The sequence below is a fragment of the Humidesulfovibrio sp. genome, from assembly GCF_031082295.1.
Taxonomy (GTDB): domain Bacteria; phylum Desulfobacterota; class Desulfovibrionia; order Desulfovibrionales; family Desulfovibrionaceae; genus Humidesulfovibrio.
On record NZ_JAVHLD010000005.1, the window covers coordinates 94909 to 121037 of the forward strand.

The following is a 26129-nucleotide window of genomic DNA, read 5'->3' on the forward strand; positions in this document are numbered from 1 at the left end:
CCCCTTGCAGGGGGTTTCGTTTTCCTGGTACGTATATGCGCACCAGGAGGTGTATTCATGCGCCGCTTCGTCCGCTTGCTGTCCCTCGCTTGCCTCGTCCTCCTGCTGGCCGCGCCAGCCGTTGCCGCCCCGCAGCCTGAACGCCGGGTGGCCCTGGTCATCGGCAACGGCGCGTACAAGGCCGGGCCGCTTAAAAACCCCGTCAACGACGCCCGTGACATGGCGGCCGCCCTTCGCGAGCTGGGCTTCGAGGTCATCCTGCGCGAGAACGCCGGGCTGGCCCAGATGGAACAGGCCGTGGACCAGTTCTGGACCAGTCTGAAAAAGGGCGGCACCGGCCTGTTCTTCTTTGCGGGCCACGGCATGCAGGTGAAGGGCGTGAACTACCTGGTGCCCGTGGACGCAAACCTCCAGATCGAGCAGGACGTGAAGGTGCGCTGCCTGGACGTGAACCTGGTGCTGGGGCGCATGGAGAACGCGGGCAACCCGCTCAACCTGGTGATCCTGGACGCCTGCCGCAACAACCCCTTTGCCCGGGCCTGGCGCAACGCCGGGCAGGGCCTGGCCAAGATGGACGCGCCCATGGGCACGCTCATCGCCTACGCCACGGCCCCGGACAGCGTGGCCGCGGACGGCGCTGGCAAGAACGGCGTGTACACCCAGCACCTGCTGCGGACCATGCGCACCCCTGGCCTCAAGGTGGAGGACGTGCTCAAGCAGACCCGCATCGGCGTCATCCGCGACACGGACAAGCGGCAGATTCCGTGGGAGTCCTCAAGCCTCACGGGCGATTTCTACTTCCGGCCGGGCGCGGGTGGCCAGGCCGTCCCGCCCCAGCAGCTGGCCCTGGCCGTTCCGCCTAAGGAGGCGCTCCCGACGGTCGACCAGTCACAGGCCTGGCAGGACGACCTGGCCAACAGTCTCGCGGGCAGGTACGCCATCGCCTGGGGGCACAAGGAGACGCCAAGCCCCATGGTCATCGAATTTTCCGTCAAGGATGGCCAGTTGGTCGGGACTGCGGGGGGGGCCACGGAGCACACCCGCCTGGTGAGCATCACCAACATTCAGCTTCAGGGTAGGGTGTTGATTTTTCAATGCGACTTCAGGGTCGGCGTTGGCCTTTTGGGAGGTCTCTTTGGAGGCACACCCCTTACCACGAACTACACCGGCGAGTTGGGAAGGGAACTGTCGGCCATTCGCGTCAAGGCCAAGAATTCTTTCGGCGGAGAGGGCGAGGATTGGCTGGTGCGCCTCCCCTAGACGACCCGCTCCCTCATGCCCCCCGCCGCACCAAAAGCAGCGAGAAATAGCTCGGCTTGTCCGGCACGTTATTGAGGCCGGTGATGACCTCCTCGCCCTCGTGCCCCAGGCGGGTGACGAACACGGCGGAGTCGGCCAGGCCGAGCTTGGCCAGCACCCGGCGGATGGTCGGCATGTTTCTGTAGGCTTTCAAAATCACGGCGGAATCCGCGGCGGAGAGGATGCGCTCAAGCTCCGCTTCCTCGGCCACGCCGGACACCACGGCCAGGTTCTCGCCGCTCTCCGCCAGCACCCGGCCCGTGAACGCCGCCGCGGCCTGGTAGCTCGTCACCCCCGGGATGACCTGCACCGGAATCTGCGAGAGCAGGCCGTTCAGGGTGCGCAAGAGGTAGCCGAAGGTGCTGTACGTCAGCGGGTCGCCCAGCGTCAGGAACGCGGCGTCCTTGCCAAGCGCAAGCTGCCCGGCCACGATGTCGGCGTTCTTGCGCCAGGCGCTTGCCAGCACGGCCTCGTCGCGGGTCATGGGGAAGTCCAGGCGGATGACCGTGACCCCCTCCCGCAGGTGCGGCGCGGCGATGGACTGCGCCAGGGAGGCCTCGTTCTTGGTGGAGGCGGCGGCGAACACCACGTCCACCTGCTTCAGCCGGTTCACGGCCTTGAGCGTGATGAGCTCCGGGTCGCCGGGGCCGACGCCGATTCCGAATAGAGTACCGTAGCGGGTCATTATTTGTCCTTGCTCTTCGTGTGGTTGTAGTCAGTGGCGCGACCCTTGGCCGGTGCCGGGATTCCTGGGTGCAGCAGGGCGGCGAGCTCTTCCGCGGCGTCGATGCTTTGCGGGCCGGGCCGCGAGTACTTCTGCTCGTCCACGAACCATGCTCGGCCGCTCGCCGCCGCCGGAATGGCGCGCAGGCGCGGGCGGCTGGTCAGCGGCAGGGGGGCCGGGTTCATGGGGCCGCGCTGGATGATGTAGGCCTCGGGCGCCAGCCGGATGATCTCTTCCTCGCTCAGGCGCGAGAACTTGGCCGTGTCCGCGACGCAGTTCACTCCTCCGGCGCGGCGGATGATCTCGGCCACCAGCCCGCCCTGCCCGGCGGCGAGCATGTTGGGCGAGCGCACCTCGAAGAACACTCGCGGGCGCTGAGGGAACGCGGCCAGCCGGGCGTCCAGGGCGCTCAGCCGGGCCTCCATGCCGCGCACCATGGCCTCTGCCTGGGGCTCGGCGCCGGTCAGCGCGCCCACCCGGCGGATGACGGAGAACAGCTCGGCAAAGGTCGAGGCGTGGAACACGGCCACGTTGATGCCGTGCCTGCGCAGGGCCTCCACCGGCAGGGAGGCCTCCTTGCGGCCCGCCAGCTGGAGCACCAGGTCCGGCTTCTGGGCCAGCACGGCCTCGATGTTGGGGCGCATGTGCGTGCCGATGACGGGCAGCTTGGCGATGCTGGCGGGCAGCCTGTCGGCGTTGGTGCGCGCAACGATGACGCCCGTGCGGCCCAGGCCGTCCAGGATCTCGTTGAACGCCCCGTAAAGCGCGATGACGCGCTGCGCCGGACGCTCCAGGCGGATCTCCCTGCCCTGGTCGTCGGTGGCGCTGACGCCCGCGTGTATGGGCTCAGCCGAGAGCAGCAGCGCCAGCGCCAGGCACCAGATGCGCCTGGGGCGCGCCGGTGACGGGGTGCGCGGCCACGCGAATGTCCGTCTCATAGATGTCCTTCAGATTCGATTCCGTAAATATCTCAGCGGTCGGGCCGTCCAGGGTGATGCGCCCGTCCTTCAGGAACACCAGGCGCGGGCAGTACAGCGCGGCCAGGTTCAGGTCGTGCAGGGCCGAGAGCACGGTGCTTCCGGTCCGGTTCAGCGCGGCGAGCAGGTCGTATGCCTCCACTCGCCTCGCCATGTCCAGCGCGGAGACGGCTTCGTCCAGCAGCAGCAGGTCCCGGCCCTGGGCCAGGGCCCGCGCCAGGAACACCCGTTGCAACTCGCCGCCGGAAAGCTCCGAGGCCTGCCGCCCCGCCAGGTCGAGCGCCCGTGCGTCGCGCAGGGCGGCCTCGGCGGCGGCGTGGTCGTCCGGGCCATAGTCGGAGAGCGGGCCGGACAAGAGCCCCTTGCGCGCGAAGCGGCCCATGAGCACCAGCTCGCGCACGCTGAAGCCAGTCGGGGCTTCCACCCGCTGCGGCACGCAGGACAGGCGCAGCGCCCGTTCCCGGTGCGACAGCGAGCGGATGTCCGCGCCGCCGATCTCGACGCGCCCGGAAGCGGCGGGCAAAAGTCCTGCCAGGGCCTTGATGAGGGTCGTCTTGCCCGAACCGTTGGGGCCGAGCAGGCCCACAAGCTCGCCGCGCCCCACGCGCAGGTCGATGCCGCGCAGCACCTCGCGGCGGCCATAGTTCACGTGCAGGCCGGTGACGCGGATCATGCGGCCCCCTGGGACTTCCTGCCCAGCAGCAGGCAGAAGAACGGCCCGCCGATGAGCGCCGTGACCACCCCCACGGGCAGCTCCGCGCCGCCGGGCAGCACGCTGCGCGCCAGCACGTCGCTCCACAGCAGCAGCAGTCCGCCCAAGAGCGCCGAGGCCGGGAGCAGGGTGCGGTGCCCGGCGCCCAGGACCAGGCGCAAAAGATGCGGCACCACCAGCCCCACGAAGCCGATGACCCCGGACACGGCCACCGCCGCGCCGGACAACAGGCTCGCGCCGATGAGCAGCCACAGCCGCGAGCGTCCGGCATCGAGGCCCAAAAGCCGCGCCTGGCCTTCGCCCAGAGCCAGCAAGTCCAGCTCCCGCGCGCGCCAGAGCACCAGCGCGAGGCCCACGGCCATGTACGGCAACGCCAGGCGCACGTGCTCGAAGCCGCGCCCCTGGAAGCTGCCCATGATCCAGAACACGATGCTGGACACGCTCTCCTCGTCCAAGGATTTCAGCAGCGAGATGAGCGCGGACAGGAAGGTGGACACCACGATGCCCGCCAGCACGATGGTCTCGCGCCGCATGCCGCCACCGCCGATGCGCCCCAGGGCCAGCACCGCCGCAAGGGCCAGCAGCGCACCCGCCAGGGCGAACAGGGGCAGAATCCCGGTGCCGCCGCCCAGGCCGCCCAAGCTGTCGGCGATCGCGCCTCCGGCGAAGCCGAAGATGATGGCCACGCTGGCGCCGAAGGCAGCGCCGCCGGAGACGCCCAGGGTGAAGGCGTCGGCCAGGGGGTTGCGCAGAACGCCCTGGAACACGCAGCCCGCCGTGGCCAGCGACGCCCCCGTGAGCCAGGCCAGGGCCACGCGCGCCAGGCGGATGTCCACCACCACGACGGACAGCGCCGGGTCCACGGGCCGCGCGGTGGCGAAGCCAAGGGCGCCCAGCAGGGCGTTCAGGGTCTGCCCCGGCGTGGAGGGAAAGCTCCCCAGCCCGCAGGCGATGAGGGCCGAGGCCAGGGAGGCCGCGCAGATCAGCGCGATCCAGAGGGCCTTGGCCCCCCGGATTCCGCTGTTGCGGTCGCGCGGTTTCGCGCGGTCGTCTCCGGCCTTGGCGGTCATGCTAGTCGGCCTTTCGTGTCGCGGGCAATTGCTTCACGGCGTCACGCAGGTGGTCTATCCACAGCGCGGCCACAGCGGGGCGGCTGCCCAGGCCGAGCATCTCCGCCCTGGAGGCGATGCCCGCGGCCCGAAGCCTGGAGGCCCAGGAGTCGGCGTCCGCCCCGGCCATGTCGTTCATGGCGTGGTCGCCGGCGACGCTCATGAGGGGCACCAGATGCGCCAGGCGCACGCCCCGGCGCTTCAGCTCGGGCAGCACCTCGTCAAGGCCGGGGGTGCCCTCCACCGTGGCGATGAAGACGCTCTTGTCGCGCTTCCACAGGGCCAGCTGCAGGGCGGCGTAGGCGGCGTTGGCCGGGTGGTCGGTGCCGTGGCCCATGAGCAGCACGGCCTCGTCCTTCTTGTGCCGGGGCAGGGCGGCCAGGATGACCTCGGCGGCCTTGGCGATGTCCTCATGGCTGTGGAGCAGCGGGCGGCCAACGCTCACGTGGGCGATGCCCTTGGGCATGGCCTGGAAGGCCTCCGCCGTGGCCGTGATGTCGGAGAATTCGCGGCCCGGTATGGCGTGCAGGGACTGCACGGCGACCTGGGTGAAGCCCTCGGCGGCCATGTCGGCCAGGGCCTGTGCCGGGGAGGGCCGGACGATGCCCTGTCTGGCGACCTTGTCGCGGATGATCTTGGACGAATAGGCCAGGCGCACCGGCACGCCGGGGAAGGCGGCCTCGGCCTCGGCCTTCAGGGCGTCGATGGCCTGCACGGCCTCGGGCACGCTGGTGCCGAAGGCCACCAGCAGGATGCCCCGCTTGTCCGCGGCCTTGTGCCCGTGCCCGGCCTGGGCGGCGTGCGGCAAGAGCAGGGCCAACGCGAGCAGAACGGAGGCGAGCAGGGCGCAGGAGAGCAGGCGCAGCGCGTGTGCGGAAACGGATGGACGCATGAAGGACCTCCAGTGTGGAGGGGCTGGTGCGGGGACAACAAAAAATCCCTTCCCGCGCGGATTGGCGGAAAGGGATGCCCGTATTCGTCCCTGATATGTCCCGTCGGACAAAAGCCCTCGTTGCCGACGAGAAGCAATAGCAAACGTCCGGCAGGTCTTCCGACTCACCCCATCGGCCCCGGCCTTCCCAGGATATCTCCCAGTGGCGCGCGCGGGGGCCGACTTTTTGCGGGGTTCACGGCGGCGGGTCCGCTCCCGAATTTCACGGGATTCCCTCTTCGCCCTTTCGGGCACCGAACAAATGGACTGTTAGTCTTCGCTGTCGGGGGTGTCAAGCAGGGGAGTCGGGCCGGGTCAAGCGTCGGCTCAGCGTGCGTCCGCCGGGGGCGCAAGGCTGGCCAGCAGCTTCTCGATGTCCAGCACCAGCGCGTCGCTCTCGCCCATCATGCCGAAGCCCAGGATGGGCAGCCCGAAGATCTCCTGCACCGGCACGGTGAAGCCTGTGACCACGACCTGCTGCTGGCGCAGCACCTCGTCCACCAGCAGCGCGGCGCTGGCGTTGCCCATGCGCACGGTGACGATGAGCCCGTTCTCGATGCTGGACTCGGTTTCACTCAGTTCCAGGTGGCGGCACAGGCGCAGCAGGTGGTAGATCTGGCCGCGCACGCTCACCGTCTCGCCGCCGTCCGGCAGCGCCACGATGTCGCTCTGGCGGGGGGCGAAGATTTCCAGCACGTCGCGTGAGGGCAGGATGAGGGTCTCTGGCCCGACGCGGCAGACGAGCGCGTCCACGATGCCCTCGTTCACCGAGCGCGACAGCGGGATGGACAAGGTGAAGGTGGAGCCGCCGGTCGGGCGGTTGGCGATGAGGATGTCGCCGCCAAGCGTGGTGCGCACGGCGTTGGCCACGGCGTCCATGCCCACGCCGCGCCCGGAGACGTCGGTGACCTTCTCGGCGGTGCTGAAGCCGGAGGCGAGAATGAACTGGATGGTTTCCTCTTCGGAGAGTTCCACCCCCGGTTCGATGAGCCCGCGCTCCTCGGCCTTTGCGCGCACGCGCGCGGCGTTGATGCCCCGGCCGTCGTCGGAGACCTCCACAAAGGCCGTGTCGCCCTTGCGCCAGGCCGTGAGGTTCACGCTGCCGGTTTCGTCCTTGCCAGCCTGGGCGCGCTCCTCGGGCGCTTCCAGCCCGTGGTCCAGGGCGTTGCGCAGCAGGTGCACCAGCGGCTCGTTCAGGCACTCCACGATGGTCTTGTCGAGGGGCAGTTCGTCGCCGGTGATGGTGAACCGAACCTTCTTCTGCATCTTCTGGGCGAGGCTCTGCACGAGGCGGTTCATGGGCAGGAAAATCTGGCGCAGGGGCACCAGGCGGATGGCGTCCACCTGGGTCTGCAGGCCGGTGATGACCGTGTCGAGCTCGGCCAGGGTGGAGGCCGAGAGGGTGGCCCCCCGCGTGCCGCTCTGGGAGAGCACGGCGAAGGTGACCATGAGCTTGCCGACCAGCTCGATGAGGCTGTCCAGGCGCTCGGTGGGCACGCGGATGCTTGTGATGCTCTGCTTGGCGCCCTGTCCGGCCTGCTCGACCTGTTTTTCGGCGTCTTCCAGGGGGGCGTGCTTCAGGTGCTCAAGCTCGTCCGCCTCGGTGGCTGCGCTGCTGACAGCGGGCTTGTGCTCTTGGGTCAATTCCGGGGCCGTTGCCGACACCGGGGCGGAGGCCGACTCTGGCGCCGCTTCGGGCGTTGGGGCTGGCGCGGGGGCGACAATGGCCGCGCGGGGTTGGTCAAGCACCCCGGCCAGGGTCAGCAGAAATTTGCGGTGGGCCTCGCAAACGCGCAAGAGCGAAGTGACCAGGCCCTCGTTCACCGGGCTGATGCCGTCGGCGAACATGTCGAGCAGGGCCGTGAGCTGGGCCGAGGCCAGCTTCAGGTGGGAGATGCCTAAAGTGTCGAGGGCCTCGCGCACGGCCTCGGGACCGGGCTTGCCTTCCTCAAGCCGGAGGACCTTGTCCTCCATGCCTTCCATGCACTGGTCGACAATATCCCTCATGAGGCTTCTCCGGTGGCTGCTTCCGCCTGCATGACGGCCAGGACCGTGTCCATGTCGCTGGCGTGGAACGTTTCGCGCGCGGCGCCCGCGAGCCCGCGCACGCTGATGCTCCAGTGTCCGGCCAGGGTGGAGATGTCCTCCCAGGCGCTTGAGCCGAAAGTCTTGACCCCGGTCAGGTCCAGCACCACGGGGGTCTCCTGGGGCTGGGTGATGATGGCGCCCACGATCTGGTCGCGGTGGTGCTTGCGGTGCACGCGCGCGGTCGTGATGCGCACCACGGCGCGTCCGTCCACCTGCTCAACCTTGAGGCAGGACTCGCCAGCAGGACCGGCCTGGCCCGCTCCGCCGCCGCTGGCAGCCTCAAGCACCTCGCATACCGCGTCCATTTCGGCCTTGTCGGGCGCGCCCAGGTCGCGAATCTGCTCGATGACGGCGAAGATGGAATTCACGCCGTGCGCGGCAAGGGAGATGTTGTCGGCGCTGTGCGGCAGGCTGCCGGACTGGAGTTTTTTGAGGAAGCTCTCCACCGCGTGGGTGAAGGAACTGGCGGACTCGAAGCCGGGCATGAACCCGGTGACGCCTTTGATTGTGTGCAGCGGGCGCGAGAGGATCTCGATGCCGCCAGCGACATCGCCTTCGCTCAGGTGGCCGAGTCCCTCCAGCACCTGCGGGTAATATTTGTCGCTGACTTCAGCGAAAAATTCTTCGGTCAGGGCGTCGCTCAAAGTCGCTCCGTTGCTGTCCTATTCGATGACAAAGCCAAGCTTCTGAAGTTCTGAGAAGAGCTTGTCCTTGCTCAAGGGCTTGATGATGTAGCCCGACGCCTCCCCGTCGTGGAAGGAACGGATGACGGTCTTGGCGTCGTCAAGGGCCGTGGTCATGAGCACCTTGACCTGGGGCCGCAGCTTGTTTTCGTGTTCCTTCGCGCGGATCTGCGTCAGCGCCTCCAGCCCGTCCAGTTCCGGCATCATGATGTCCATGAGGATCAAGTCGTAAGGCTTGCCCTCGTCATGAGCCATTTGGAAGGCTGCGACGGCCTCCTTGCCGTTGACGGCGATATCGACCTCGAACAGGGTGCTCAGAAAGGCCGTGAGCACCTTGCGGCCAAGAAATTCGTCTTCGGCGATGAGTGCGCGCATACGTATCCTCCGCTTCGGTGGGTGTTGTAGCAGTACGTAGAATCGCATATTTCCTAGCTAAGTCAACAGGAAATTCGCAGAAAGGTGGGCACTTGCGCAGGCGGCTTGTTCTCAGGTAGAAGCCCGCCCATGCGAGGATTCATCACACCTGAGCGCACCGAGCGCATCAAAAGCGTGTTGGCCAAGCGCCAGCGCGACTTCACGCTGGTCATGGACAACATTTGGGACCCGCACAATGTGTCTGCTATTTTGCGTAGTTGCGACGCTTTTGGGCTGTTCCGCGTGCACCTGTACTACACCACCGAGAAATGGCCGGAGCTGGGCAAGAAGTCCTCTGCCTCGGCCAAGAAATGGGTGGAGCGCGTGGGCCACACGGACGGGCCTGAGATGCTGGGGCAGTTCGCGGCCGCCGGGGTCCAGGTCATCCGCACGGGGTTTTCCGAAACGGCCAAGCCGCTGTACGACTTCGACTTCACCAAGCCGACGGCGGTGATCCTGTCCAACGAGCACCGGGGCGCGTCGCCCGAGCTTGTGGAGGGCGTGGCGGAGGAACTCTACATCCCCATGCAGGGCATGGTGCAGAGCCTGAACGTGTCCGTCGCCGCTGCGGTGATTCTCTACGAGGCCTTTTCCCAGCGCCGGCGCGCCGGACTGCTCGACACCCCGGCCTTCAGCCCCGAGGAGCTGGCCGCGCTGGAACTGGACTGGGCCGACAGGTAGGCCCGGCCCGGCGTTATCAGAGCCAAACGCTTCAAGAAAAAATAAAGACTGACCGGATCGCGCGCGGCGACCCGGACAGTCTTTTGTTTTTCTCTATGGTCAGGCCGGAAGCGGGTTCCGGCATGCAAGCGCGGTGGCCTAGTGGTGGCCTTCCGCCTTGCCCTGCTTGATGCGGATGAGGGCCACGGTGATGATCCAGGCCAGGTAGATGAAGATCAGGGAAACACCGACGGTGCCCTGGGTGGTGCTGTGGGCCATGTCTTTCAAGAGTTCGCCGAGCATGTGTGATTCCTCCGTGCGTTCTTTGCCGGGCCTGATGGCCGAAGCGGTTCTATTTCACCGGAATGCCGCAAAATGTCAAGGGGGTTTGCCCCGGCACGGACAGCGGGGCAGGCATTTGCCGCTCCCTGCCCGTGCGGCCCATGTTTGCGCCGTGCCCGCCCTTGTCAGGCCCGCCCCGCAAGGGATAGATACCCCGAAGGCGCCGCTTGCGCCGAAAGGGGACCGCCATGACCGCAAGACCTCGCCTCGTCGTGCTGGACGGCTACACCATGGGCCAGGATGTTTCCTGGCAGGCCCTGGCCGACCTGGGCCCACTGACCGTGTACGACCGCACGTCGCTGGAGCAGGTGCTGGAGCGCGCGCTTGGGGCGGAGGTGCTCCTCACCAACAAGACCGTGCTCGACGCCGCGCTCATCGACGCGCTGCCGGACTTGAAGTGCATCCTGGTGCTGGCCACGGGCTACAACGTGGTGGACATCGCCGCCGCCGCGCGTCGGGGCATCCCCGTGTGCAACGTGCCGGGGTACTCGCCGCCCTCGGTGGCCCAGCACGTCCTGAGCGTGGTGCTGGAGATGTTCACCCACACCTCGCGCCACGCCCGCGCCGTGGCCGAAGGCCGCTGGAGCGCCCAGCCCGACTTCTGCTTCTGGGACGCCGCGCCGGTGGAGCTTGCGGGCAAGACCTTCGGCGTGGTGGGCTTCGGGGCCATCGGGCAAAAGGTGGCGGCCCTGGCCCACGCCTTCGGCATGAACGTGCTGGCCCATGTGCCGCGCCCCAAGCCCGCGCCCGGCTACGAGCCCTTCGCCTTCGCCGGGCTGGACGAGCTCTTCGCCAGCGCCGACGTGGTGAGCCTGCACTGCCCGCTCACGGCGGACAACGAGAACATGGTGGACGCGCGCCTGCTCGGCCTCATGAAGCCCACCGCCTGCCTGGTGAACACGGCGCGCGGCCAGCTTGTGGACGAGGCCGCCCTGGCCCGGGCCCTCAGCTCCGGGCAGCTCGGCGGGGCCGCGCTCGACGTGGTCCGCGTGGAGCCCATCCGGCCCGACAACCCGCTGCTCAAAGCCCCCAACTGCCTCATCACCCCGCACGTGGCCTGGGCCTCGCTGGAGGCGCGCACCCGGCTCATGGCCGGCGTGGCGGCCAACCTCGCTGCCTTCCTGGCAGGGGCGCCCCAGAACGTGGTGAACCGGGCGTCATAGCCCCGCCGCCGCATCTGGTGCCATGGCTTCATCATTTGACTCGGCCCTTTACACCTCCGCGTTGTTGTGTCATTTGCGACATGTGCCTAATTTGGCATAGAACAGTCGAGCCACATCGGAGGACCCTCATGCGCAAACTCATCATCGTCCTGGCCATGCTTTCGGCCTTTGCCTTCGCCAGCACGGCCCTCGCCGCCGAGGACATCAAGATCGGCACCACCACCAGCACCGCCGACACCGGCCTGCTGGACTACCTTGAGCCCATGGTCCTGAAGGACACGGGGCTTGCCATGCGCTGGATCGCCGTGGGCACCGGCAAGGCGCTGGAGCACGGCAAGAACTGCGACGTGGACGTGCTGATGGTCCACGCCCCCGGCGCGGAGAAGAAGTTCATAGAGGACGGCTTCGGGGTGTCCCGCGCGGAGTTCATGTTCAATGACTTCGTGCTGGTGGGACCGGTGAAGGATCCCGCCAAGATCAAGGGCAGGGGCGTGGCCGACGCGCTGAAGGCCATCGCCGCCGCCAAGGCCTCCTTCGCCAGCCGTGGCGACGACTCCGGCACCCACAAGATGGAGAAGAACCTCTGGAAGGTGGCCTCCCTGCCCGTGCCGGACAAGGACTCCTGGTACATCGGCGTGGGCCAGGGCATGCTGGCCACCCTGCGCATCGCCGCCGAGCGCGGGGCCTACACCCTGACCGACCGCGGCACCTGGATCAAGTACGAGGCCAAGGACCAGGGCAAGTCCGGCCTGGCCATCCTCTCAGAGGGTGACAAGGCCTTGCTGAACCAGTACAGCATCATCCAGCTGGCGCCCAAGTGCGTCAAGATCAAGCACGCCGCCGCCAGGAAGCTTGAGGCATGGTTCGTGTCCCCGGCGGGGCAGAAGGCCATCGCGTCCTTCAATCTCGAGGGCAAGCAGCTGTTTTTCCCAAACGCCGCCAAGTAGCGGCAGGCCGCCAGCGGGCGGAGGAACATGGACTACTTCAGTGAGGGCTTGAGCCAGGCCGTGGCGCTTCTGCTGTCGCTCGACGCCGAGACCTTCTCGGCCGTCGGCGCCACGGCCAGCGTCACGGCCCTGGCGCTCTTCGCCAGCCTGCTTCTGGGACTGCCCCTGGGATTCGCCCTGGGGCATTTCCGCTTTCCCGGCCGCCGGGCGGCGCGCCTGTTCGTGGACTGGATGCTCTCCCTGCCCACTGTGGTCATCGGCCTCATCGTCTACGCGCTCCTGACCGCCCGCGGCCCGCTGGGCGAGTGGGGCCTGCTCTTCACCGTGCCGGGCATGGCGCTCGGCCTCACGCTGCTCGGCCTGCCCATCATCGTCTCCATGACCGCCACGGCGGTGGAGTCAACGGACACGCGCCTGACCGAGACCCTGCTGTCGCTTGGCGCGGACCGCTGGCAACTGCTGCTGGCCACGCTGGTCGAGGCTCGCTTCGCCATGGCGCTGGCCGCGGCCACGGCCTTCGGCCGCATCGTGAGCGAGGTCGGCATCGCCATGATGGTGGGCGGCAACATCAAATGGCAGACGCGCACCATCACCACGGCCATCGCGCTGGAAACCGGCAAGGGCGAGTTCGCCACGGGCATCGCGCTGGGATTCGTGCTCATGGTCGTGGCCCTGGTGGTGAATCTGCTGGTGGCGCTCCTGCGCGGCAGGTCGAACGGGCGCCAGGGCGGGGCTCAGCCCGGCGGGGTCAGGCCGTGAGCGCGCCGCTGTATTCCCTGCGCGGGGTGGTGGTCGGCTACGGCGAGCCTGCCACGGCCAACGCCGTGCTGCACGTGCCGGAGTTGTCCATCGAGCGCGGGAGCATCCTTGGGCTCGTGGGGCACAACGGCAGCGGCAAGAGTACCCTGCTCAAGCTGCTGGGCTTTCTGCTGGCGCCGAGCGCGGGCGAACTTTCTTTCGACGGGCGCGTGGTGGACGCCGCGGGCTATCGCGCCGGGCACCTGCTGCGCCGCCGGGCCGTGCTCCTGGGGCAGGACACCTGCCTCTTGAAGCGGTCGGTGGCGGCCAACGTGGCCTTTGGCCTGAAGCTGCGCGGCCAGCCCGTTTCGCAGGCCGCCCTGGCCGAGGCGCTGGGCCTGGTGGGGCTTGATTTCGTGGAGTTCGGCCCGCGCTCCTGGCGCGAACTCTCCGGCGGCGAGGCGCGGCGCGTGGCCCTGGCGGCGCGGCTGGCGCTCACGCCCGAGGCGCTGTTGCTGGACGAGCCCACCACCGGCCTGGACCGCGCGAGCGTCGGCTTCGTGCAGCAGGCCGTGCTGGCCGCCCGCGAGTCGCGCGGGACCACGCTGGTCATCGCCAGCCACGACGTGGACTGGCTCAAGTCCTGCGCCGACCGGGTGCTGCTGATGGACGAGGGGCGCATTACCGGCGAAATCTTGGGCGAGCTTTAAGGCTCGTAAGCTTCCGGTTACTCCGCCTTCAGGAAATCGTACTTCCCCAGGCCCTGCACCAGCAGAAACGAGCAGTTGTCGCCGCCGGCGTTGACCACGCGGTGCACCACTCCGGGCTCGATGCGGCAGGGCGCGCCGGGGAACAGCTCGCGCCGCTCGATGCGCCCCGTTTCCGGCTGAATCTCCACGCGCACCGCGCCGGTGAGGGCGAAGGTGGTGTCCGTGATTTCGCTGTGGTGGTGCCAGGGCGTGGCCTGGCCCGGGGCCAGGGTCATGAGCACCACGCGCAGGGTGTCCGTCTCGGCGATGACCTCGCGTCCGGCGATGGCGTAGGGGGGTGTGTCCATGCGGGTGCTCCTTGCGGGCGGCTAGCGCCGGAAGCGGTTGCGCAGGGCGAAGGCGAAGATGGTGGCCTGGAGGGTGATGAGCAGTTGGCTGATGCCCTTTCCGAGGCGCAGCCAGCCGCCCTGGCCTGGGATATCTTTTGCGAAGGGGAAGTGTGACAGAGCATCGTTCACCTGCGTGCTGAACCAGAACGACTCGATGGGGTGCGGGAAGGCGTTCAGCACGAAGGGCAGCACGGCCAGGAATGCCAGAAACACACCGGCGCGTTTCTCGCGCTCGCCGTAGCCGCTGACGGCCCAGTACCAGAAGTTGAGGGACAGCAGCAGGCCGGGGGCCAAGCGAAGAAGCTGTGCGGCTGCCTGAACCTTGCGCCACGCGGGGGTCGTTTTCTCTTCAATCTCGTCAAGCAGCGGCATGGCCTGTGGGATGCCTACGATGAGCATCTTGAGCCCCATGAGCTTTTCCCGGTAGTGCCACTTGGAGACCATTGGTTGGTCGTGTTCGCTGGCGGCTTTCTGTTTCAGGCTGCGGTACAGTTCCTCGCAGGCCTTGTGGTCCGGTCCATATATCACCTCCGGCAAAAGCCTCTCCGGCCAGTTGCAGCCCTTGAAAGAGAGGCACTCCGTTTCCATGCTGGTGAAGTCGAAGATGGAGAGGGAGGATGCGGAGAGAGAGTGTAAAAGTAGGGCGTTGGTATGTGCTTTGAGCCTATACAACGTCGTCAGTCTGTTGAATATCGCTCCTGTGAAGTTTGCTTGCCCTACGAATTCCGAGGAATAAAAGGTTACATTATTGAACGTTGTTTGTTCGAAACTTGTCAATCCGTCAAATGTTGTGTTCGTGCAGTTTGTCGTTCCAAAGAAATGAGTGAGCGTGAAGTCTGCTACATCGCCAAACTTCGCCATCTCAAAGTATACGGACTGGCTACAGGTTACTTGCCGAAATAAGACAGCGCCTCCAAATCTGGCAAGTGAAAAATCAGCCCAGCCGAAGAATTTGACGAGATCGAAATCAGCTTCTTCGCTCAAAGCGGCATTTCGGAATGAGGCTTCACTATTGAAAGTGGCTTGTTGAAAATACAACTTTCCTCTAAACGAAACACCGTCAAAAGTCGCTCTGTAGTGGAACTTTGCGCCATAGAAAACCGTCTCTTTGGAGAACGTTGCGTTATCAAAAGTTGCTCTTCCAATGAATTCTGTCGACTCGAAACAGGCAACGTCATTGAAGGTTGTTGAAAGAAAGCTGACATGGTCAAAGCGTGTTTCAGGCTCGATATATGCTACGCCACAAAATATCGCACCGTCAAATTTCAATGGGGGAAGAGAGAGGGGCTTGTCGAACCAACCGGTAGTGAAGTCAGGAATAATGGCACCGGAAAGGTCGCACAATTCATTTCTGCCTTCGGCCTCATTCCTGGCCTTCACCGCAGCAATGCGCGCGAACACCCGCTCATTGAACTCATCGACAGATATGCCCTTCTTGTCCGCCGGGGCGTGGAACAGGCAGTACTCCTTCCTGTCCGCCTCATCCGTGTAGATCACGGGCTGCGGGTCGGGCCACTCGTGTTCTTCGCATTTGCAGCAGGGCATGGGGGCCTCGCGTGGGGCTGGAGCCTGTGGGGGCACGTGGCCGGGCCGCGCCATACGCGGCGGCCTGTATCAGCGAGGAATATAAGCAGGATAAGCGGGCCGGAGTCAAGTGGCTACAGCAGCCACAACCCCAAGCCCACCCCGCACAGCACCACCCATATGGGGTCGACGCGCTTGTACAGGGCGATGGTGGCCGCCACGCACAGCGCGGCCTTGAGCCACGACCACTGCATGGACCGCGCGAGCTCGATGCCCACGGCCAGGATGAGCCCGCCGAGCGTGGAGAGCACGCCCGCCAGCGCCCGGCGGAAGGGCTGCCAGCCCAGCAGCCGGTTGGCGTGGGGCACCGTGAGCATGAGGATGAAGAACGACGGCGTGAAGATCCAGACCCCGGCCGTGAGCGCGCCCAAGAGCCCCGCGATGTGGTAGCCCACGAAGCAGGCCCCGAGCATGAACGGGCCGGGCGTCACCTGTGCCAGGGCCATGCCGTCCATGAAGGTGGCCGCGCTCATCCATTGATGCAGGTCCACGGCCTCGTGGTACAGCGCCGGGAACACCCCGTACCCGCCAAAGGCCATGAGGTCGCTCTTGGCCATGGACAGCGACAGCGTGAACAGCAGCGGGGCCGCTGCGAAGGTGGCGGCCAGCCAGGCCAGGCCCAGGGCAGCCAGCAGCAGCACCCCGCGCACCGGCACCGGGGACTCGGGCAGTCGCACCGGCGGGGCGGTTTCGTCGCGGAAGACCACCGGCCCGACAAGCGCCGCGCCCAGAATGATCCAGGCCGGGCTGACGCCCGACAGGAACAGCGCGCAGGCAAGCCCGGTCATGACTACGCGGCGCGGGCCATGCGCGTACTTGAGCCAGAAATCGTACACCGCCAGCGCGATGATGCCGAGCACCACGCTGGACAGGCCCGCCATGGCCGAGGTGGTGAGCGACACGCCCTGCATGGCGTGGTACAGGGCCGAGAGCGCGGTGATGAGCAGGCAGGCGGGCACCGCGAAGCCGAAAAAGCCCGCCAGGGCGCCGGGCAGGCCGCGCAGCACCAGGCCGGTGTAGGCCGCCATCTGCATCAGCGTGCCGCCGGGGATGGCCTGGCACACCGCCAGCCCCACCTTGAAGCCCTCGTCGTCGAGCCAGCCGCGCTTCAGGATATGGTCGCGCATGAGCGGCATCATGGCCGGGCCGCCGTAGGCCGTGGCGCCCACGCGCAAAAAGCAGCGGAAGATGTCTGCCAGGCTGGGCCGGGCGGGTGGCAAGCATGTGTCCGAGGTCGTGTCCGCTTGGGGGGATTGCGAGCCCGGACTCACGGGAGCAGCAGTTCCGCGCGGATCTTGACCACCGCCTTGCGCACGGTCTGCGTGGCCGGGGTGGTCTTGCACTGGCTTAAGTGCGCGTCGTGCGGCAGGTACAGCGCGAACTGGCCGGGGTGCAGCGTGAACAGGGCGTTGAAACGGTCCGGGTGGTTGTACTGGGCCGCGTCCGTGGCCTCGTCATAGGGCGTTTTGGCGGTGAGTTCCTCCAGGCAGAAGCGGGCGTGGACCTCCGGCCCGGTGAGCGGCACGTGCAGGTCCGCGTAGACGCGGTGCGCCTCGAGCGTGGTGTCGAGCAGGTTCTTGGTCTGAAAGTCGAAGACCACGCCGTACATGTCCGCGCGGCCGTTGCCGCAGAGGTCGATGGCGTGCTCGCCCAGGGCCGTGTCCGGCGTGAGGGCCAGCACCCAGGCGAAGGCCTTCTGCCAGGCGGGGCGCTGCGAGTAGAGCTGCCAGTTCTCCAAGGCGTCGAGGATCATGGGTGCCTCCCAGTTCGTGCGGCGGCCGCTATTGCAGCGAGGCCGGGTTTTTGGTTCCCACCGGCTTGACCGGCTTGCCCGGTTTGGCGGACTGCTTCTGGGGCAGGCGGTCGCGCAGGTAGTCCTGGGCGGTGATCGGCTTTCCGGCGGGCTTGGGGGCGTCGGTCGAGACGGGCGGCAGGGGCTTGGGTATCATGTCGCTCGCCAGACCTGCGGCGGGCAGGTAAAATGCCAGGGCCAGGACGGCAAAGGTGGCGCACAGTCGTTTCATGAGGACATCCTTGGTTGTCGGCGTGATGTCGGCGTAGCTTCTTGTAGGGAGCACGCCTCGCGGCGTCAAGGCGGTGAGCGCCAGCCCCCCCACATGTCACTTGCCTTTGGTGAAAAAGTGGCTAAGTGAATGGGCGAGGATACCCCCCCATGAGTAAAATCATCTGCCACTGCTTCGGCTTCACCGCCAAGGACATTGAACAGGACCTGGTCCTGAACGGGCGCTCCACGCTCATTGAGCGCATCAAGGCCACCCTCAAGTCCGGCCAGAGCCAGTGCGCCACGAAAAACCCCAAAGGGTGCTGATGTATCGCCGAAGTCCGCCAGGTGGTGGGCAAGGTGTTGCAGGAGCAAGCTGGAGTTGCGGCGCCAGAGCCGGACGACTGCTCCGATTGCGAGGCCAACGGCCCCTGCTGCTAGCCCGACCACAGGCCCGCCTGCTTCTTTAAATATATATAGCGCCGAAATAAACAGCGCCCGCCAAGCTGAAGCCTGACGGGCGCTGCGTCGTTTCGTCCGGGACTCGGCCTACTCGGCGGGCTTGTCCTTCTTGGCCGGGCGCTCGGGAAGCTTGCCGGTCATGGTGATGACGGCGCGCTCCACGGCCACGGGCCGGTGGCTGGTCTTCTGCGACAGGCAGTTCACGGGGCACACGTCCACGCACACGCCACAGCCGACGCAGGCGAAGAACTCAAGAGCCCAGGTGCCCTCGGTCTTGTCCTTGGTGACGGTGAGGCACTGGGACGGGCACTTGCGCGAGCAGGTGCCGCAGAAGATGCACTTCTCGATGTCGTTGATGAGTTCGCCTCTGGCGTGCTCGAAGTTGTCGCGCACGTAGAACGGATAGTTCCTCGTGGCGGCCTTGCCGAACAGGTTGGAGATGACGGTTGGCAGCATTTTCATGGTTCTACCTCTCCGTGCAGCTGATGCAGGGGTCGATGGACAGGACCACCACCGGCACGTCAGCGAAGTCGAGCCCGGGCAGGATGGCTGCCAGGGGCGGGATGTTGGCGAAGGTTGGGGTGCGGATGCGCACGCGCTCCAGGTTGTTGGTGCCGTTGCCCTTCAAGTAGTACAGGCACTCGCCGCGCGGCTGCTCCACGCGGGTGATGACCTCGCCCTCGGGCTTGCCCTTGACCTTCACGGCCAGTTCGGAGCCGTCGAGCTTGTCCAGGGCCTGGCGCACCAGGTCGATGGACTGGAGCGACTCGCGGAAGCGCACGGTGCTGCGCGCCCAGCAGTCGCCGGCGGTTTCGACGATGGGCTCGAAGGCGATCTCGTCGAAGCCAGCGTACTTGAGCTGGCGCATGTCCTGGGCCACACCGCTGCCGCGCAGCATGGGGCCGGCGGCGCCCAGGTCATAGGCGGCCTGCTTGGTCAGCACGCCCACGCCCACCGTGCGCTTGCACACGGTGGAGTCGTTCATGATGGTGGACTGCAGGCTCTTGATGCTGGCCTCGACCTCCACCAGGGTGTCCTTGATCCAGCGGATCTGGCTCTCGTCCAGGTCGGCGCGCACGCCGCCGACCACGTTCACCGAGACGATGACGCGGTTGCCGGTGGTGGCCTCGTTCAGGTCCATGACGCGCTCGCGGATCTTCCACAGCTGCATGAACAGGCTCTCGAAGCCGAAGCTGTCGGCAAAGAGGCCCAGCCACAGCAGGTGGCTGTGCAGGCGGTGCAGCTCGCTCCAGACCACGCGGAGCATCTTGGCGCGGCGGGGCACCTCGATGCCCATCATTTCCTCAATGCCCTGGCAGTAGCACAGGGAGTGGATCATGGAGCAGATGCCGCAGACGCGCTCCACGATCTGGATCATCTGGTTGTAGTCGCGCTTGACGGCGAGCATTTCCAGGCCGCGGTGCACGTAGCCCAGGGTGGGCAGCGCCTCGACGACCTTCTCGTCCTCGACCACAAGCGACAGGTGGATGGGCTCGGGCAGCACCGGGTGCTGCGGCCCGAAGGGGATGACGGTGCGGGCCATTTAGTTCGCCTCCTTCTTGCTCACGGCGTATTTGCAGAAGGGCGAGCTGGCGGCGGTCTGCACGGTCTCGTTGTAGAGCTTGCCCTGGTAGTCCAGCACCAGCCCGTCGAAGGAGAGCGCGAACTGGTCGCGGATCTCGTTTTCCACCAGGAAGGCGGCAAAGACCACGCCGGAGATGGAGGGCAGCTTGCCACCCTTCTCCACCTGCACGCGCAGGTTCTTGAGCTTCAGGTCGCGGTCGAAGTGGTACAGGACTTCCATGTTCTTCTCGTCAAGCTCGACGCTCGACATGGTGACGAACCGGTAGCCCTCGGCCTTGATTTTCGTCACCTCGGCCACCAGCTGGGCCGGGGTGATGGCGGTTGCTTCAATACACATCAGCTTGCCTCCAGAATGCCCTTGAGCTTGCCCAGACCCGTGACAACGGCGTCCATGATGGCTTCGGGCTTGGCCGGGCAGCCAGGCACGTACACGTCAACGGGGATGACCTTGTCCACGCCGCCCAGAACGTTCGGGGCCTCGCGGAACACGCCGCCGGAGCACCCGCAGGCGCCGATGGCGATGACGAGCTTGGGGCTCGGCATCTGGTCGTAGATGTTTTTCAGGATCACGGCGTTGCGCTTGTTCACGGTGCCGGTGACCACAAGCACGTCGGCGTGGCGCGGGTTGCCCACGTTGATGATGCCGAAGCGCTCCACGTCGTACACAGGGGTCAGGCAGGCCAGCGTCTCGATGTCGCAGCCGTTGCACGAGCCGCAGTCGAAGTGCATGAGCCAGGGGCTCTTGACCTGGGATGTTTTCAGGAATGATCCGAACATGAGCTTACTCCAGATACAGCCAGACGAGGTTCGCCGTGGCCAGGATCAGGGTGATGGGAGCAACGCGCCCCAGCATGGTGCGCCAGGTCAGGCGCGCGCTGATGTTGTCGATGACGAGCGCCGCGAACAGGAACAGGCCCGCGGTGACGACCATGGTGAGCGGGCTGGTGGCCCACAGGAACGAGCAGATCCAGAGCACCACGGTCACGTCCGCCCAGTGGGCGATCTCAAGCAGGGCGAAGTCGCGTCCGGCGTAGTCGGTGTACACGCCGCGCACAACTTCCTGGTGCATGTGGTGGCTGGCCGCGATGTCGAACGGGCTCTTGCGCAGCTTCACCAGCACCACGAACAACAGGCCGGGCACGATGAGCGGCATCTTGAAGAGCAGCGGCCCCTGGGCGGCCATGAAGCTGTAAGCGTCAAAGGCTCCGGCGGCCTTGGCCATGCACAGGATGCCGACCATGAACACCGGCTCGTAGGCCAGGAGCTGGAACAGCTCGCGCTGGGCGCCGAGCTTGCTGTAGGGCGAGTTGCCGCAGAAGGCTCCCAGGGCCACGAAGCTTGCGCTGGCGGCCTGGACGAAGAAGCACATCAGCACGTCGGCCCCGGCGGCGAGCATGACGTCGGAGGCCAGCGAGGCCACCAGCGCCCAGCGCACGAACATGCCCTGCCAGTGGCTGGCCGGGGCGATGACCTTGCTCATGAGCTTGCCCACGTCGTAGAAGGGCTGCATGAGCGGCGGGCCCATGCGCGACTGCAGGCGGGCGGTGACGACGCGATCGACACCGGCCACAAGCCCGCCCACGAGCGGGGCGAGGATGAGTCCGGCGACGGCCAGGTAGAATGTATTCAGATTCATATGAGCGCACCTCCCACCAGGGCGAGCAGCAAGGCGACGGCGACGACACCGGCCAGCTTGGTCAGTTTCGGTTCGCCGAAGAACTCCGTGGCGTACTCGTTGCCCTCGGACAGCGTCCAGTTGCGGCCCAGCGCGCCGACGAAGCTTCCGGCCTCCTTGGAGGGCAGCCCGCCGATGTATGGCGTGGCGAGCTTGGCCTGGCTCTGGCGGCCCAGCACCTTGATGCCGACGATCCAGGCCAGCATGGCGGTGATGAACAGCGGCGGCATGAGGCCCCAGCCACCGCCGAGGGCGTTGCCCACGCCAGCGGGCAGGAGCATGGCGTTCAGCCAGGGGGCGGCCATGCCGAGGCCCACGGCCCCGGCCAGCATGGTCAGGATCGGGCCGGTGGAGAGGCTTGAGGTGTGGGCGGCCGGGTCGGCCTTGGAGCCCATGGACACGCCGCTCATGAGGGTGCCGGTGAAGCGCACCCAGCAGACGACGCCAAGGGCGCTGCCCACGGCCATCATGACCATGGACACCGGGCTTGCGGCGGCGGCCTCAAGGGCGGCCCACTTGCCGACAAGCATGCCGAGCGGCGGCAGCACCATGGCCATGGAACCGGCGCTGGCGGCCAGGGCCGTCACCGGAGAGGTGGCGATCATGCCGCGCAGGTCTTCCAGGTCGCGGCTGCCGATGGTCTGCTCCATGTCGCCCACGCAGAGGAACAGCAGTCCCTTGGTGCAGGCGTGGATGACCATCAGCACCACGCCCGCGGCGATGGCTACAGGCGTGCCGATGCCGGCGCAGGCGATGATGAGGCCCAGGTTGGCGGCGGTGGAGTAGGCCAGGATCTTCTTGGCGTTGCTCTGGCCCAGGGCCAGGGCGCTGGCGGCCAGGAAGGTGAAGGCTCCGGCCAGGGTCAGCACGCGGCCGGTGGAGGTGCCTTCGAACACCGGGGCCAGGCGCAGGCACACGAACACGCCCACCTTGACCATGGTGCTGGAGTGCAGCAGCGCGGAGACCGGCGTGGGCGCCACCATGGCGCCGAGCAGCCAGGCCTGGAAGGGCAGCTGGGCGGCCTTGACGCAGGCGGCCATGGCGATGAGCGCCAGGGGCAGCAGCGTGGTGCCGGTCCACAGGGCCGGGCTCACCAGCGCCTGGATGTCGGCGATGCCGTGCTGCTTCTGGATGAGCAGGATGCCCGCGTGCAGGAACACGCCGCCCATGCTGTTCATCCACAGGGCGCGCAGGCCGCTCTTCTTGGCGTCAGCGGTCTGGTCGTGCCCGATGAGCAGGAAGGAGCACAGGGTGGTGGCCTCGTAGAAGGCCGAGAAGACGTGCAGGTTGTTGGACAGGGCCAGGCCGTTCATGAAGCCCAGGAAAGCCAGGAGGATCATGAAGAACTGCGGCTGGCGCGAGGTCTTCAGGTGCAGGTGCTCCTCGTGGTGCTTCATGTAGGGCAGGGCGAAGATGCTGATGAGCGAGCCCACGAGGGACACCACCAGCACGAGCGCCAGGGACAGGCCGTCGCAGACCACGGCGGTCTTGACCTCTGCCGGCGCGGCCAGGCCGAACTCGCCAAAGGCGGCCAGGCCGAGCTGCAGCAGCGCGAAGACGATGACGAGCGGGTGCTTCTCTTTCAGGCCCATCAGCAGGAAATAGACCGGGAAGAGGAAGGACGCCGCCTGCGCCACGTGCAGCGCAGTGGCGGAAGCCAGGAACGCGGGGCTCGCCGTGAGCGGCGCCTGGGTGGCAAGACCCACGGCGGCCGCGGCCAGAACCGCAGCGGTGGCCATGACCAGCATGGACCGCAAGGCTGGTGCCCGAAGCACCAGACAGGCGAGTCCCGCGGCCACGGGCCAGAGAACCAGAAGCCCGATGTACGCATCTATCATGTGATGAAACCCCCTCAAAAACATGATGAACTTATAGGAACGCAGCCCTTTACCCGAATTTTATTTTCAGGGGAAGAGGGGGAAAGGCTGCCTCGCGCCAAATGGAGTAGTTTTTGGGGTGGGGAAAAGGGTGTGGAAATTCGAGCCGATCCAGAAATGCCAAGGGCTGCGGTATGAGAATAAATTTGTTGGAATTTATGTGGCGGCAGGTCGGCGGATCAACGAGCCGGGGCGCACCTGCACACCGTTTTGCATGCTGGCGACAACGTTATTGTCGACGGAATCGACAATTTTTGCCTGGCCGAGGACAGAGTGGGCGCGTTCGTCCAGCACGTCCACCAGCATGCCGGCCTTCAGGCCGTGAACCGGTCCGGGGCTGAAGAAAATGCGCTGGCCGTCGTCGGCATCACGGTCGTCCTCTGGAGCGTCGTCCAGCGGGCTGTCCTTTGGCGGGGCCATGGCGCGGAAGATTTCGGCCATGCCAGCCGCGCGCAGGGCCTGCGCAATCTTGCGGGTGAGCACGAAGCTGGCGGCCATCGGGAGAAGGGCCAGCCCCAGCAGGCACAGCACAAGGACGTAGGGCGAGATCCCGAGGGTGCGCATGGTCAGAGAGCTCGAGGCGGCCCTGATGGCGCCTGCGTCCGGGTGCACGCTGATGGTGAAGGCCTGGCGCTCTCCTGCGTCGGTGCCGTTGTGGTAGAACATGGCTACCCGGTGCACGCCCACGGGCAGGTCCGGGGCCAGTTCGGCCTCCGCCCGCCAGATGGAGCCGCCCATCCAGAAGCCGGAGTACTGCTCCTTGACCTTGACGGAAATTCGCGCGTCGGAGGGGCGCGGCTCGATGTCGTGCATGTCCTTCGCGCCGCGCGGCAACTGCTCGCTCAGGCTGACCGTCTGCCCCGCCAGCGCGTCCAGGCGGTTCGGGTCCTTGAGCCCGCCAGCGATCACGCCGTCAAACAGCGCGGCCAGGATCAGCAGCATGAGGACGCAGCCGACCTGCCCGCAGAGCCTGCGCTGGGCGTAGAGCGCGGCGTAGCTCATCAGCCTGCGCTCTGCTGGACGCGGTCGCGCAGCTTGCGGAAGCCCACGAACCCGATGACCATGGTGGGGATGAACATCAGGAAGAACGGCTTCATGAAGGACGGGGTGAAGGTCTCCGGGTTGGCGCTGGCGCTGGCCATGGCGATGCAGAGTTCGACGAGGATGGCCAGGTCGAGGACCACGATGAAGAACTTCTGACGCCAGTTCATGCTGATTCTGGGGTTTTCGGATTCGTCGCGGAAGATCATGGTCTGGCTCCTTCTGTTTCTTGTGTGGCGGCGGGCCGGGTTGGAAGTCCCCGACCCACCGGCCGTTCGCCGTCTACTTCTTGAAGATGTTGGTCTTGGTGATGTTCATGTAGCGCAGGGCCTTGCCGTCTTCCTTGTAGTACACGCGGGCTTCGTCGCCGGCGTCCCAGGTGCTCTCGGGCATGGCGAAGTACTCCTCGGGCAGCTGGATGACCGAGAGGGTCTTCTGGCGGCCGGAGTAGATGGTCACGGTCTTCTTGTCCTTGTCGACCACGGGGAACTTCTTGGCCTTGTCCGCTTCCTTGTCGTAGACAAGCGGATGGTTCTTGTCGATGTTCTCCTTGAAGTCGACCATGACGAAGTCGATGGTCTTGAAGTTCTGCGTGGCCGGATCATAGATGGTGATCTGGTTCTTCTTGTTGTCGATCTTCATGCGCCCGCCGGCCTTGGGGTCCGGGCCGTTCTCGGCCGGGTCCGTGGGCAGCACGTAGGTGATGGGCGGCAGATACGTGTAGTCCGGGTTCTGGGTGTCGTTGGCCTTGTCCCGGATGAAGGTCATGGTCCTGGTCGCGGGATCAAACTTGACCACACGGCCCTGATCGACCTTGCCGTAGTCCGTGCAGCCGAGGAGCAGCATCAGGGGCAGGGCCACGAGGATGGTGCGCCACATGCTTTTGCCGTTCATATCGAGTCTCCTTCGTTTTCTAGGTCGCGTTGATGTTCTGCGCAGCGTGCGGTGCGCCTAGCCCCTGGCCGCGATCATGGCCAGTTCCCTCTTGCAGCCGGCGATGAACCTGACGAGGATGTACAGGGACAGCGTGGACACGACGCCGAGGACGAAGAAGGTGGAAACGTCGTCCAGGATCGGCATGTTGTACTGCTTGGCGGCAAGCTTCAGGATGATGGAGACCATGCAGCCCACGACCGCGAGGCCGAAGGCGTAACGGATGCCGTAACCCTTGATGTACTTGGTGGCCACAGCGCCCACCTGGGCACCCATGGAGGCGCCGATGAGCATGATGACGGCGGCCACGAGCTCGGTGCGGCCCTTGTAGGTATAGGTGCCAGCGCCGTACAGGCCGGAGATGGCGACTTCGAACAGGTCGGTGCCGACGGCCACGTGGGTCGGGCAGCCGACGAGGTAGATGAGCGAAGGCATGCGGATGAGGCCGCCGCCGATGCCCAGGATGCCGGCCAGCCAGCCGGTGAAGAAGCTCACGGCCACGGGCAGCCACATGGAGCAGTAGATGCCGGCCTCGTTGAAGTGCATCATGGGCGGGATCTTGATGGCGTGGAAGGTCTTGTGCCACTCGACGCCCTTGGCGTCCTTGATGTCGCCGCCGGAGGCGAGCATCTCGGCTTCCTTGCGCTTCTTCACGTTGATGTCGTGGAAGACCATCCAGGCGATGCAGGCCAGCAGCACCACGTACAGGTAGCGCACGACCTTCTCGACGCTGCCCAGGCGCTCCAGCCACATGATCATTTGCGCGCCGATTTCAAAGCCCACCACGGTTCCGATGAGCATGACGATGCCGAGCTTGTAGTCGACGTTGCCGAACTTGCCGTGGCGCATGGTGGAGATGAGGGACTTGCCCGCCATGTGGGCGATGTCCGTGCCGATGGCGAAGGCCATGGGGAAGCCCAGGATGTTCAGGCCGGGAGTCACCATCCACGCGCCGCCCATGCCGAAGAACCCGCCGATGATGCCAACGCCCACGCCAAGGATGATGAGGCCAGGCCAGAAGATTTTCACGCCCGCGATGGGCATGAGCACGTACAACCATTCCATATCGCACTCTCCTCTTGTTT

31 protein-coding genes and 1 riboswitch are annotated in these 26129 nt (G+C 66.3%); of the genes, 7 read left to right on the forward strand and 24 right to left on the reverse strand.

Annotated features, from left to right (window positions below):
• The first annotated feature begins 57 nt into the window (after nucleotides 1-57).
• On the forward strand, nucleotides 58-1260 hold the full coding sequence (locus RDU24_RS04645; RefSeq protein ID WP_308734568.1) for a caspase family protein: 1203 nt from the start codon (nucleotides 58-60) through the stop codon (nucleotides 1258-1260).
• Nucleotides 1261-1273: 13 nt separating this feature from the next.
• Here RDU24_RS04645 and cobI read toward each other — a convergent pair whose 3' ends face one another.
• From cobI to RDU24_RS04685, 8 genes are all read right to left on the reverse strand, one after another.
• Nucleotides 1274-1984, reverse strand: coding sequence for a precorrin-2 C(20)-methyltransferase (cobI, locus tag RDU24_RS04650; protein WP_308734569.1), 711 nt, complete (start codon nucleotides 1982-1984; stop codon nucleotides 1274-1276).
• Entirely contained in the window at nucleotides 1984-2961 is a 978-nt protein-coding gene (locus tag RDU24_RS04655; RefSeq protein WP_308734570.1) for an ABC transporter substrate-binding protein, read from the reverse strand. The genes cobI and RDU24_RS04655 overlap by 1 nt, the downstream gene beginning before the upstream one ends.
• A complete protein-coding gene (locus tag RDU24_RS04660; protein ID WP_308734571.1) occupies nucleotides 2870-3673 on the reverse strand; it encodes an ABC transporter ATP-binding protein in 804 nt (267 codons plus the stop codon). The genes RDU24_RS04655 and RDU24_RS04660 overlap by 92 nt, the downstream gene beginning before the upstream one ends.
• Nucleotides 3670-4782: a FecCD family ABC transporter permease gene (locus RDU24_RS04665; RefSeq protein WP_308734572.1), complete on the reverse strand. Its 1113-nt coding sequence runs from the start codon at nucleotides 4780-4782 to the stop codon at nucleotides 3670-3672. Before RDU24_RS04665 ends, RDU24_RS04660 begins: the two co-directional genes overlap by 4 nt.
• Before the next feature lies 1 nt (nucleotide 4783).
• The gene (locus tag RDU24_RS04670; protein ID WP_308734573.1) at nucleotides 4784-5713 is read right to left on the reverse strand and encodes a sirohydrochlorin cobaltochelatase; all 930 of its coding nucleotides are present in this window, start codon (nucleotides 5711-5713) and stop codon (nucleotides 4784-4786) included.
• A 132-nt stretch (nucleotides 5714-5845) separates the two neighbouring features.
• A riboswitch (cobalamin riboswitch) is annotated at nucleotides 5846-6026 on the reverse strand.
• Nucleotides 6027-6079: 53 nt separating this feature from the next.
• A complete protein-coding gene (locus RDU24_RS04675; protein WP_308734574.1) occupies nucleotides 6080-7759 on the reverse strand; it encodes a chemotaxis protein CheA in 1680 nt (559 codons plus the stop codon).
• Entirely contained in the window at nucleotides 7756-8484 is a 729-nt protein-coding gene (locus RDU24_RS04680; protein WP_308734575.1) for a histidine kinase, read from the reverse strand. Before RDU24_RS04680 ends, RDU24_RS04675 begins: the two co-directional genes overlap by 4 nt.
• Before the next feature lie 18 nt (nucleotides 8485-8502).
• Complete coding sequence (locus RDU24_RS04685) at nucleotides 8503-8898, reverse strand: response regulator (protein WP_308734576.1); 396 nt, start codon at nucleotides 8896-8898, stop codon at nucleotides 8503-8505.
• A 129-nt stretch (nucleotides 8899-9027) separates the two neighbouring features.
• Between RDU24_RS04685 and RDU24_RS04690 the strand changes: the two genes are divergently transcribed.
• Nucleotides 9028-9618 carry a TrmH family RNA methyltransferase gene (locus RDU24_RS04690; protein ID WP_308734577.1) on the forward strand — a complete coding sequence of 197 codons (591 nt, stop codon included), beginning with the start codon at nucleotides 9028-9030 and terminating at the stop codon, nucleotides 9616-9618.
• Between the two features lie 138 nt (nucleotides 9619-9756).
• On the opposite strand, the gene RDU24_RS04695 is transcribed toward RDU24_RS04690, so the two are convergent.
• Nucleotides 9757-9900 (reverse strand): hypothetical protein, encoded by a 144-nt coding sequence (locus RDU24_RS04695; RefSeq protein ID WP_308734578.1) that lies wholly within the window; start codon nucleotides 9898-9900, stop codon nucleotides 9757-9759.
• 227 nt (nucleotides 9901-10127) lie between these two features.
• Between RDU24_RS04695 and RDU24_RS04700 the strand changes: the two genes are divergently transcribed.
• The 4 genes from RDU24_RS04700 (at nucleotide 10128) to RDU24_RS04715 (ending at nucleotide 13497) form a co-directional block, all read left to right on the forward strand.
• On the forward strand, nucleotides 10128-11102 hold the full coding sequence (locus RDU24_RS04700) for a D-2-hydroxyacid dehydrogenase (protein WP_308734579.1): 975 nt from the start codon (nucleotides 10128-10130) through the stop codon (nucleotides 11100-11102).
• Nucleotides 11103-11230: 128 nt separating this feature from the next.
• A complete protein-coding gene (locus RDU24_RS04705) occupies nucleotides 11231-12049 on the forward strand; it encodes a substrate-binding domain-containing protein (protein ID WP_308734580.1) in 819 nt (272 codons plus the stop codon).
• Between the two features lie 27 nt (nucleotides 12050-12076).
• Nucleotides 12077-12808: an ABC transporter permease gene (locus RDU24_RS04710; RefSeq protein ID WP_308734581.1), complete on the forward strand. Its 732-nt coding sequence runs from the start codon at nucleotides 12077-12079 to the stop codon at nucleotides 12806-12808.
• Nucleotides 12805-13497: an energy-coupling factor ABC transporter ATP-binding protein gene (locus RDU24_RS04715; protein ID WP_308734582.1), complete on the forward strand. Its 693-nt coding sequence runs from the start codon at nucleotides 12805-12807 to the stop codon at nucleotides 13495-13497. Before RDU24_RS04710 ends, RDU24_RS04715 begins: the two co-directional genes overlap by 4 nt.
• A gap of 17 nt (nucleotides 13498-13514) precedes the next feature.
• Here the strand turns inward: RDU24_RS04715 and RDU24_RS04720 are convergent, their stop codons facing one another.
• From RDU24_RS04720 to RDU24_RS04740, 5 genes are all read right to left on the reverse strand, one after another.
• Nucleotides 13515-13844 carry a cupin domain-containing protein gene (locus RDU24_RS04720; RefSeq protein ID WP_308734583.1) on the reverse strand — a complete coding sequence of 110 codons (330 nt, stop codon included), beginning with the start codon at nucleotides 13842-13844 and terminating at the stop codon, nucleotides 13515-13517.
• Between the two features lie 21 nt (nucleotides 13845-13865).
• The gene (locus RDU24_RS04725; RefSeq protein ID WP_308734584.1) at nucleotides 13866-15431 is read right to left on the reverse strand and encodes a pentapeptide repeat-containing protein; all 1566 of its coding nucleotides are present in this window, start codon (nucleotides 15429-15431) and stop codon (nucleotides 13866-13868) included.
• Nucleotides 15432-15544: 113 nt separating this feature from the next.
• Nucleotides 15545-16690: a chromate efflux transporter gene (gene chrA / locus RDU24_RS04730; protein WP_308734585.1), complete on the reverse strand. Its 1146-nt coding sequence runs from the start codon at nucleotides 16688-16690 to the stop codon at nucleotides 15545-15547.
• Between the two features lie 47 nt (nucleotides 16691-16737).
• Nucleotides 16738-17223, reverse strand: a complete 486-nt coding sequence (locus RDU24_RS04735) for a YhcH/YjgK/YiaL family protein (RefSeq protein ID WP_308734586.1) — start codon at nucleotides 17221-17223, stop codon at nucleotides 16738-16740.
• Between the two features lie 28 nt (nucleotides 17224-17251).
• A complete protein-coding gene (locus RDU24_RS04740) occupies nucleotides 17252-17494 on the reverse strand; it encodes a hypothetical protein (RefSeq protein ID WP_308734587.1) in 243 nt (80 codons plus the stop codon).
• Nucleotides 17495-17643: 149 nt separating this feature from the next.
• Here RDU24_RS04740 and RDU24_RS04745 point away from each other — a divergent pair, with 149 nt between their 5' ends.
• Nucleotides 17644-17799, forward strand: coding sequence for a (2Fe-2S)-binding protein (locus RDU24_RS04745; RefSeq protein WP_308734588.1), 156 nt, complete (start codon nucleotides 17644-17646; stop codon nucleotides 17797-17799).
• Nucleotides 17800-18021: 222 nt separating this feature from the next.
• On the opposite strand, the gene RDU24_RS04750 is transcribed toward RDU24_RS04745, so the two are convergent.
• From RDU24_RS04750 to RDU24_RS04795, 10 genes are all read right to left on the reverse strand, one after another.
• Nucleotides 18022-18396, reverse strand: coding sequence for a 4Fe-4S binding protein (locus RDU24_RS04750; protein WP_308734589.1), 375 nt, complete (start codon nucleotides 18394-18396; stop codon nucleotides 18022-18024).
• 4 nt (nucleotides 18397-18400) lie between these two features.
• Entirely contained in the window at nucleotides 18401-19477 is a 1077-nt protein-coding gene (locus tag RDU24_RS04755; RefSeq protein WP_308734590.1) for a hydrogenase large subunit, read from the reverse strand.
• Nucleotides 19478-19855, reverse strand: coding sequence for an NADH-quinone oxidoreductase subunit C (locus RDU24_RS04760; RefSeq protein ID WP_308734591.1), 378 nt, complete (start codon nucleotides 19853-19855; stop codon nucleotides 19478-19480).
• Complete coding sequence (locus RDU24_RS04765; RefSeq protein WP_308734592.1) at nucleotides 19855-20295, reverse strand: NADH-quinone oxidoreductase subunit B family protein; 441 nt, start codon at nucleotides 20293-20295, stop codon at nucleotides 19855-19857. The genes RDU24_RS04760 and RDU24_RS04765 overlap by 1 nt, the downstream gene beginning before the upstream one ends.
• Nucleotides 20296-20299: 4 nt before the next feature.
• Nucleotides 20300-21154: an NADH-quinone oxidoreductase subunit H gene (locus RDU24_RS04770; protein WP_308734593.1), complete on the reverse strand. Its 855-nt coding sequence runs from the start codon at nucleotides 21152-21154 to the stop codon at nucleotides 20300-20302.
• Nucleotides 21151-23031, reverse strand: a complete 1881-nt coding sequence (locus RDU24_RS04775) for an NADH-quinone oxidoreductase subunit 5 family protein (RefSeq protein WP_308734594.1) — start codon at nucleotides 23029-23031, stop codon at nucleotides 21151-21153. Before RDU24_RS04775 ends, RDU24_RS04770 begins: the two co-directional genes overlap by 4 nt.
• A 195-nt stretch (nucleotides 23032-23226) precedes the next feature.
• Nucleotides 23227-24072, reverse strand: a complete 846-nt coding sequence (locus RDU24_RS04780; protein WP_308734595.1) for a hypothetical protein — start codon at nucleotides 24070-24072, stop codon at nucleotides 23227-23229.
• Nucleotides 24072-24320: a hypothetical protein gene (locus RDU24_RS04785; protein WP_308734596.1), complete on the reverse strand. Its 249-nt coding sequence runs from the start codon at nucleotides 24318-24320 to the stop codon at nucleotides 24072-24074. Before RDU24_RS04785 ends, RDU24_RS04780 begins: the two co-directional genes overlap by 1 nt.
• 73 nt (nucleotides 24321-24393) lie before the next feature.
• Nucleotides 24394-25005, reverse strand: a complete 612-nt coding sequence (locus RDU24_RS04790) for a DUF4881 domain-containing protein (protein WP_308734597.1) — start codon at nucleotides 25003-25005, stop codon at nucleotides 24394-24396.
• Between the two features lie 57 nt (nucleotides 25006-25062).
• Nucleotides 25063-26109: a sulfite exporter TauE/SafE family protein gene (locus RDU24_RS04795; protein WP_308734598.1), complete on the reverse strand. Its 1047-nt coding sequence runs from the start codon at nucleotides 26107-26109 to the stop codon at nucleotides 25063-25065.
• Nucleotides 26110-26129 lie beyond the last annotated feature (20 nt).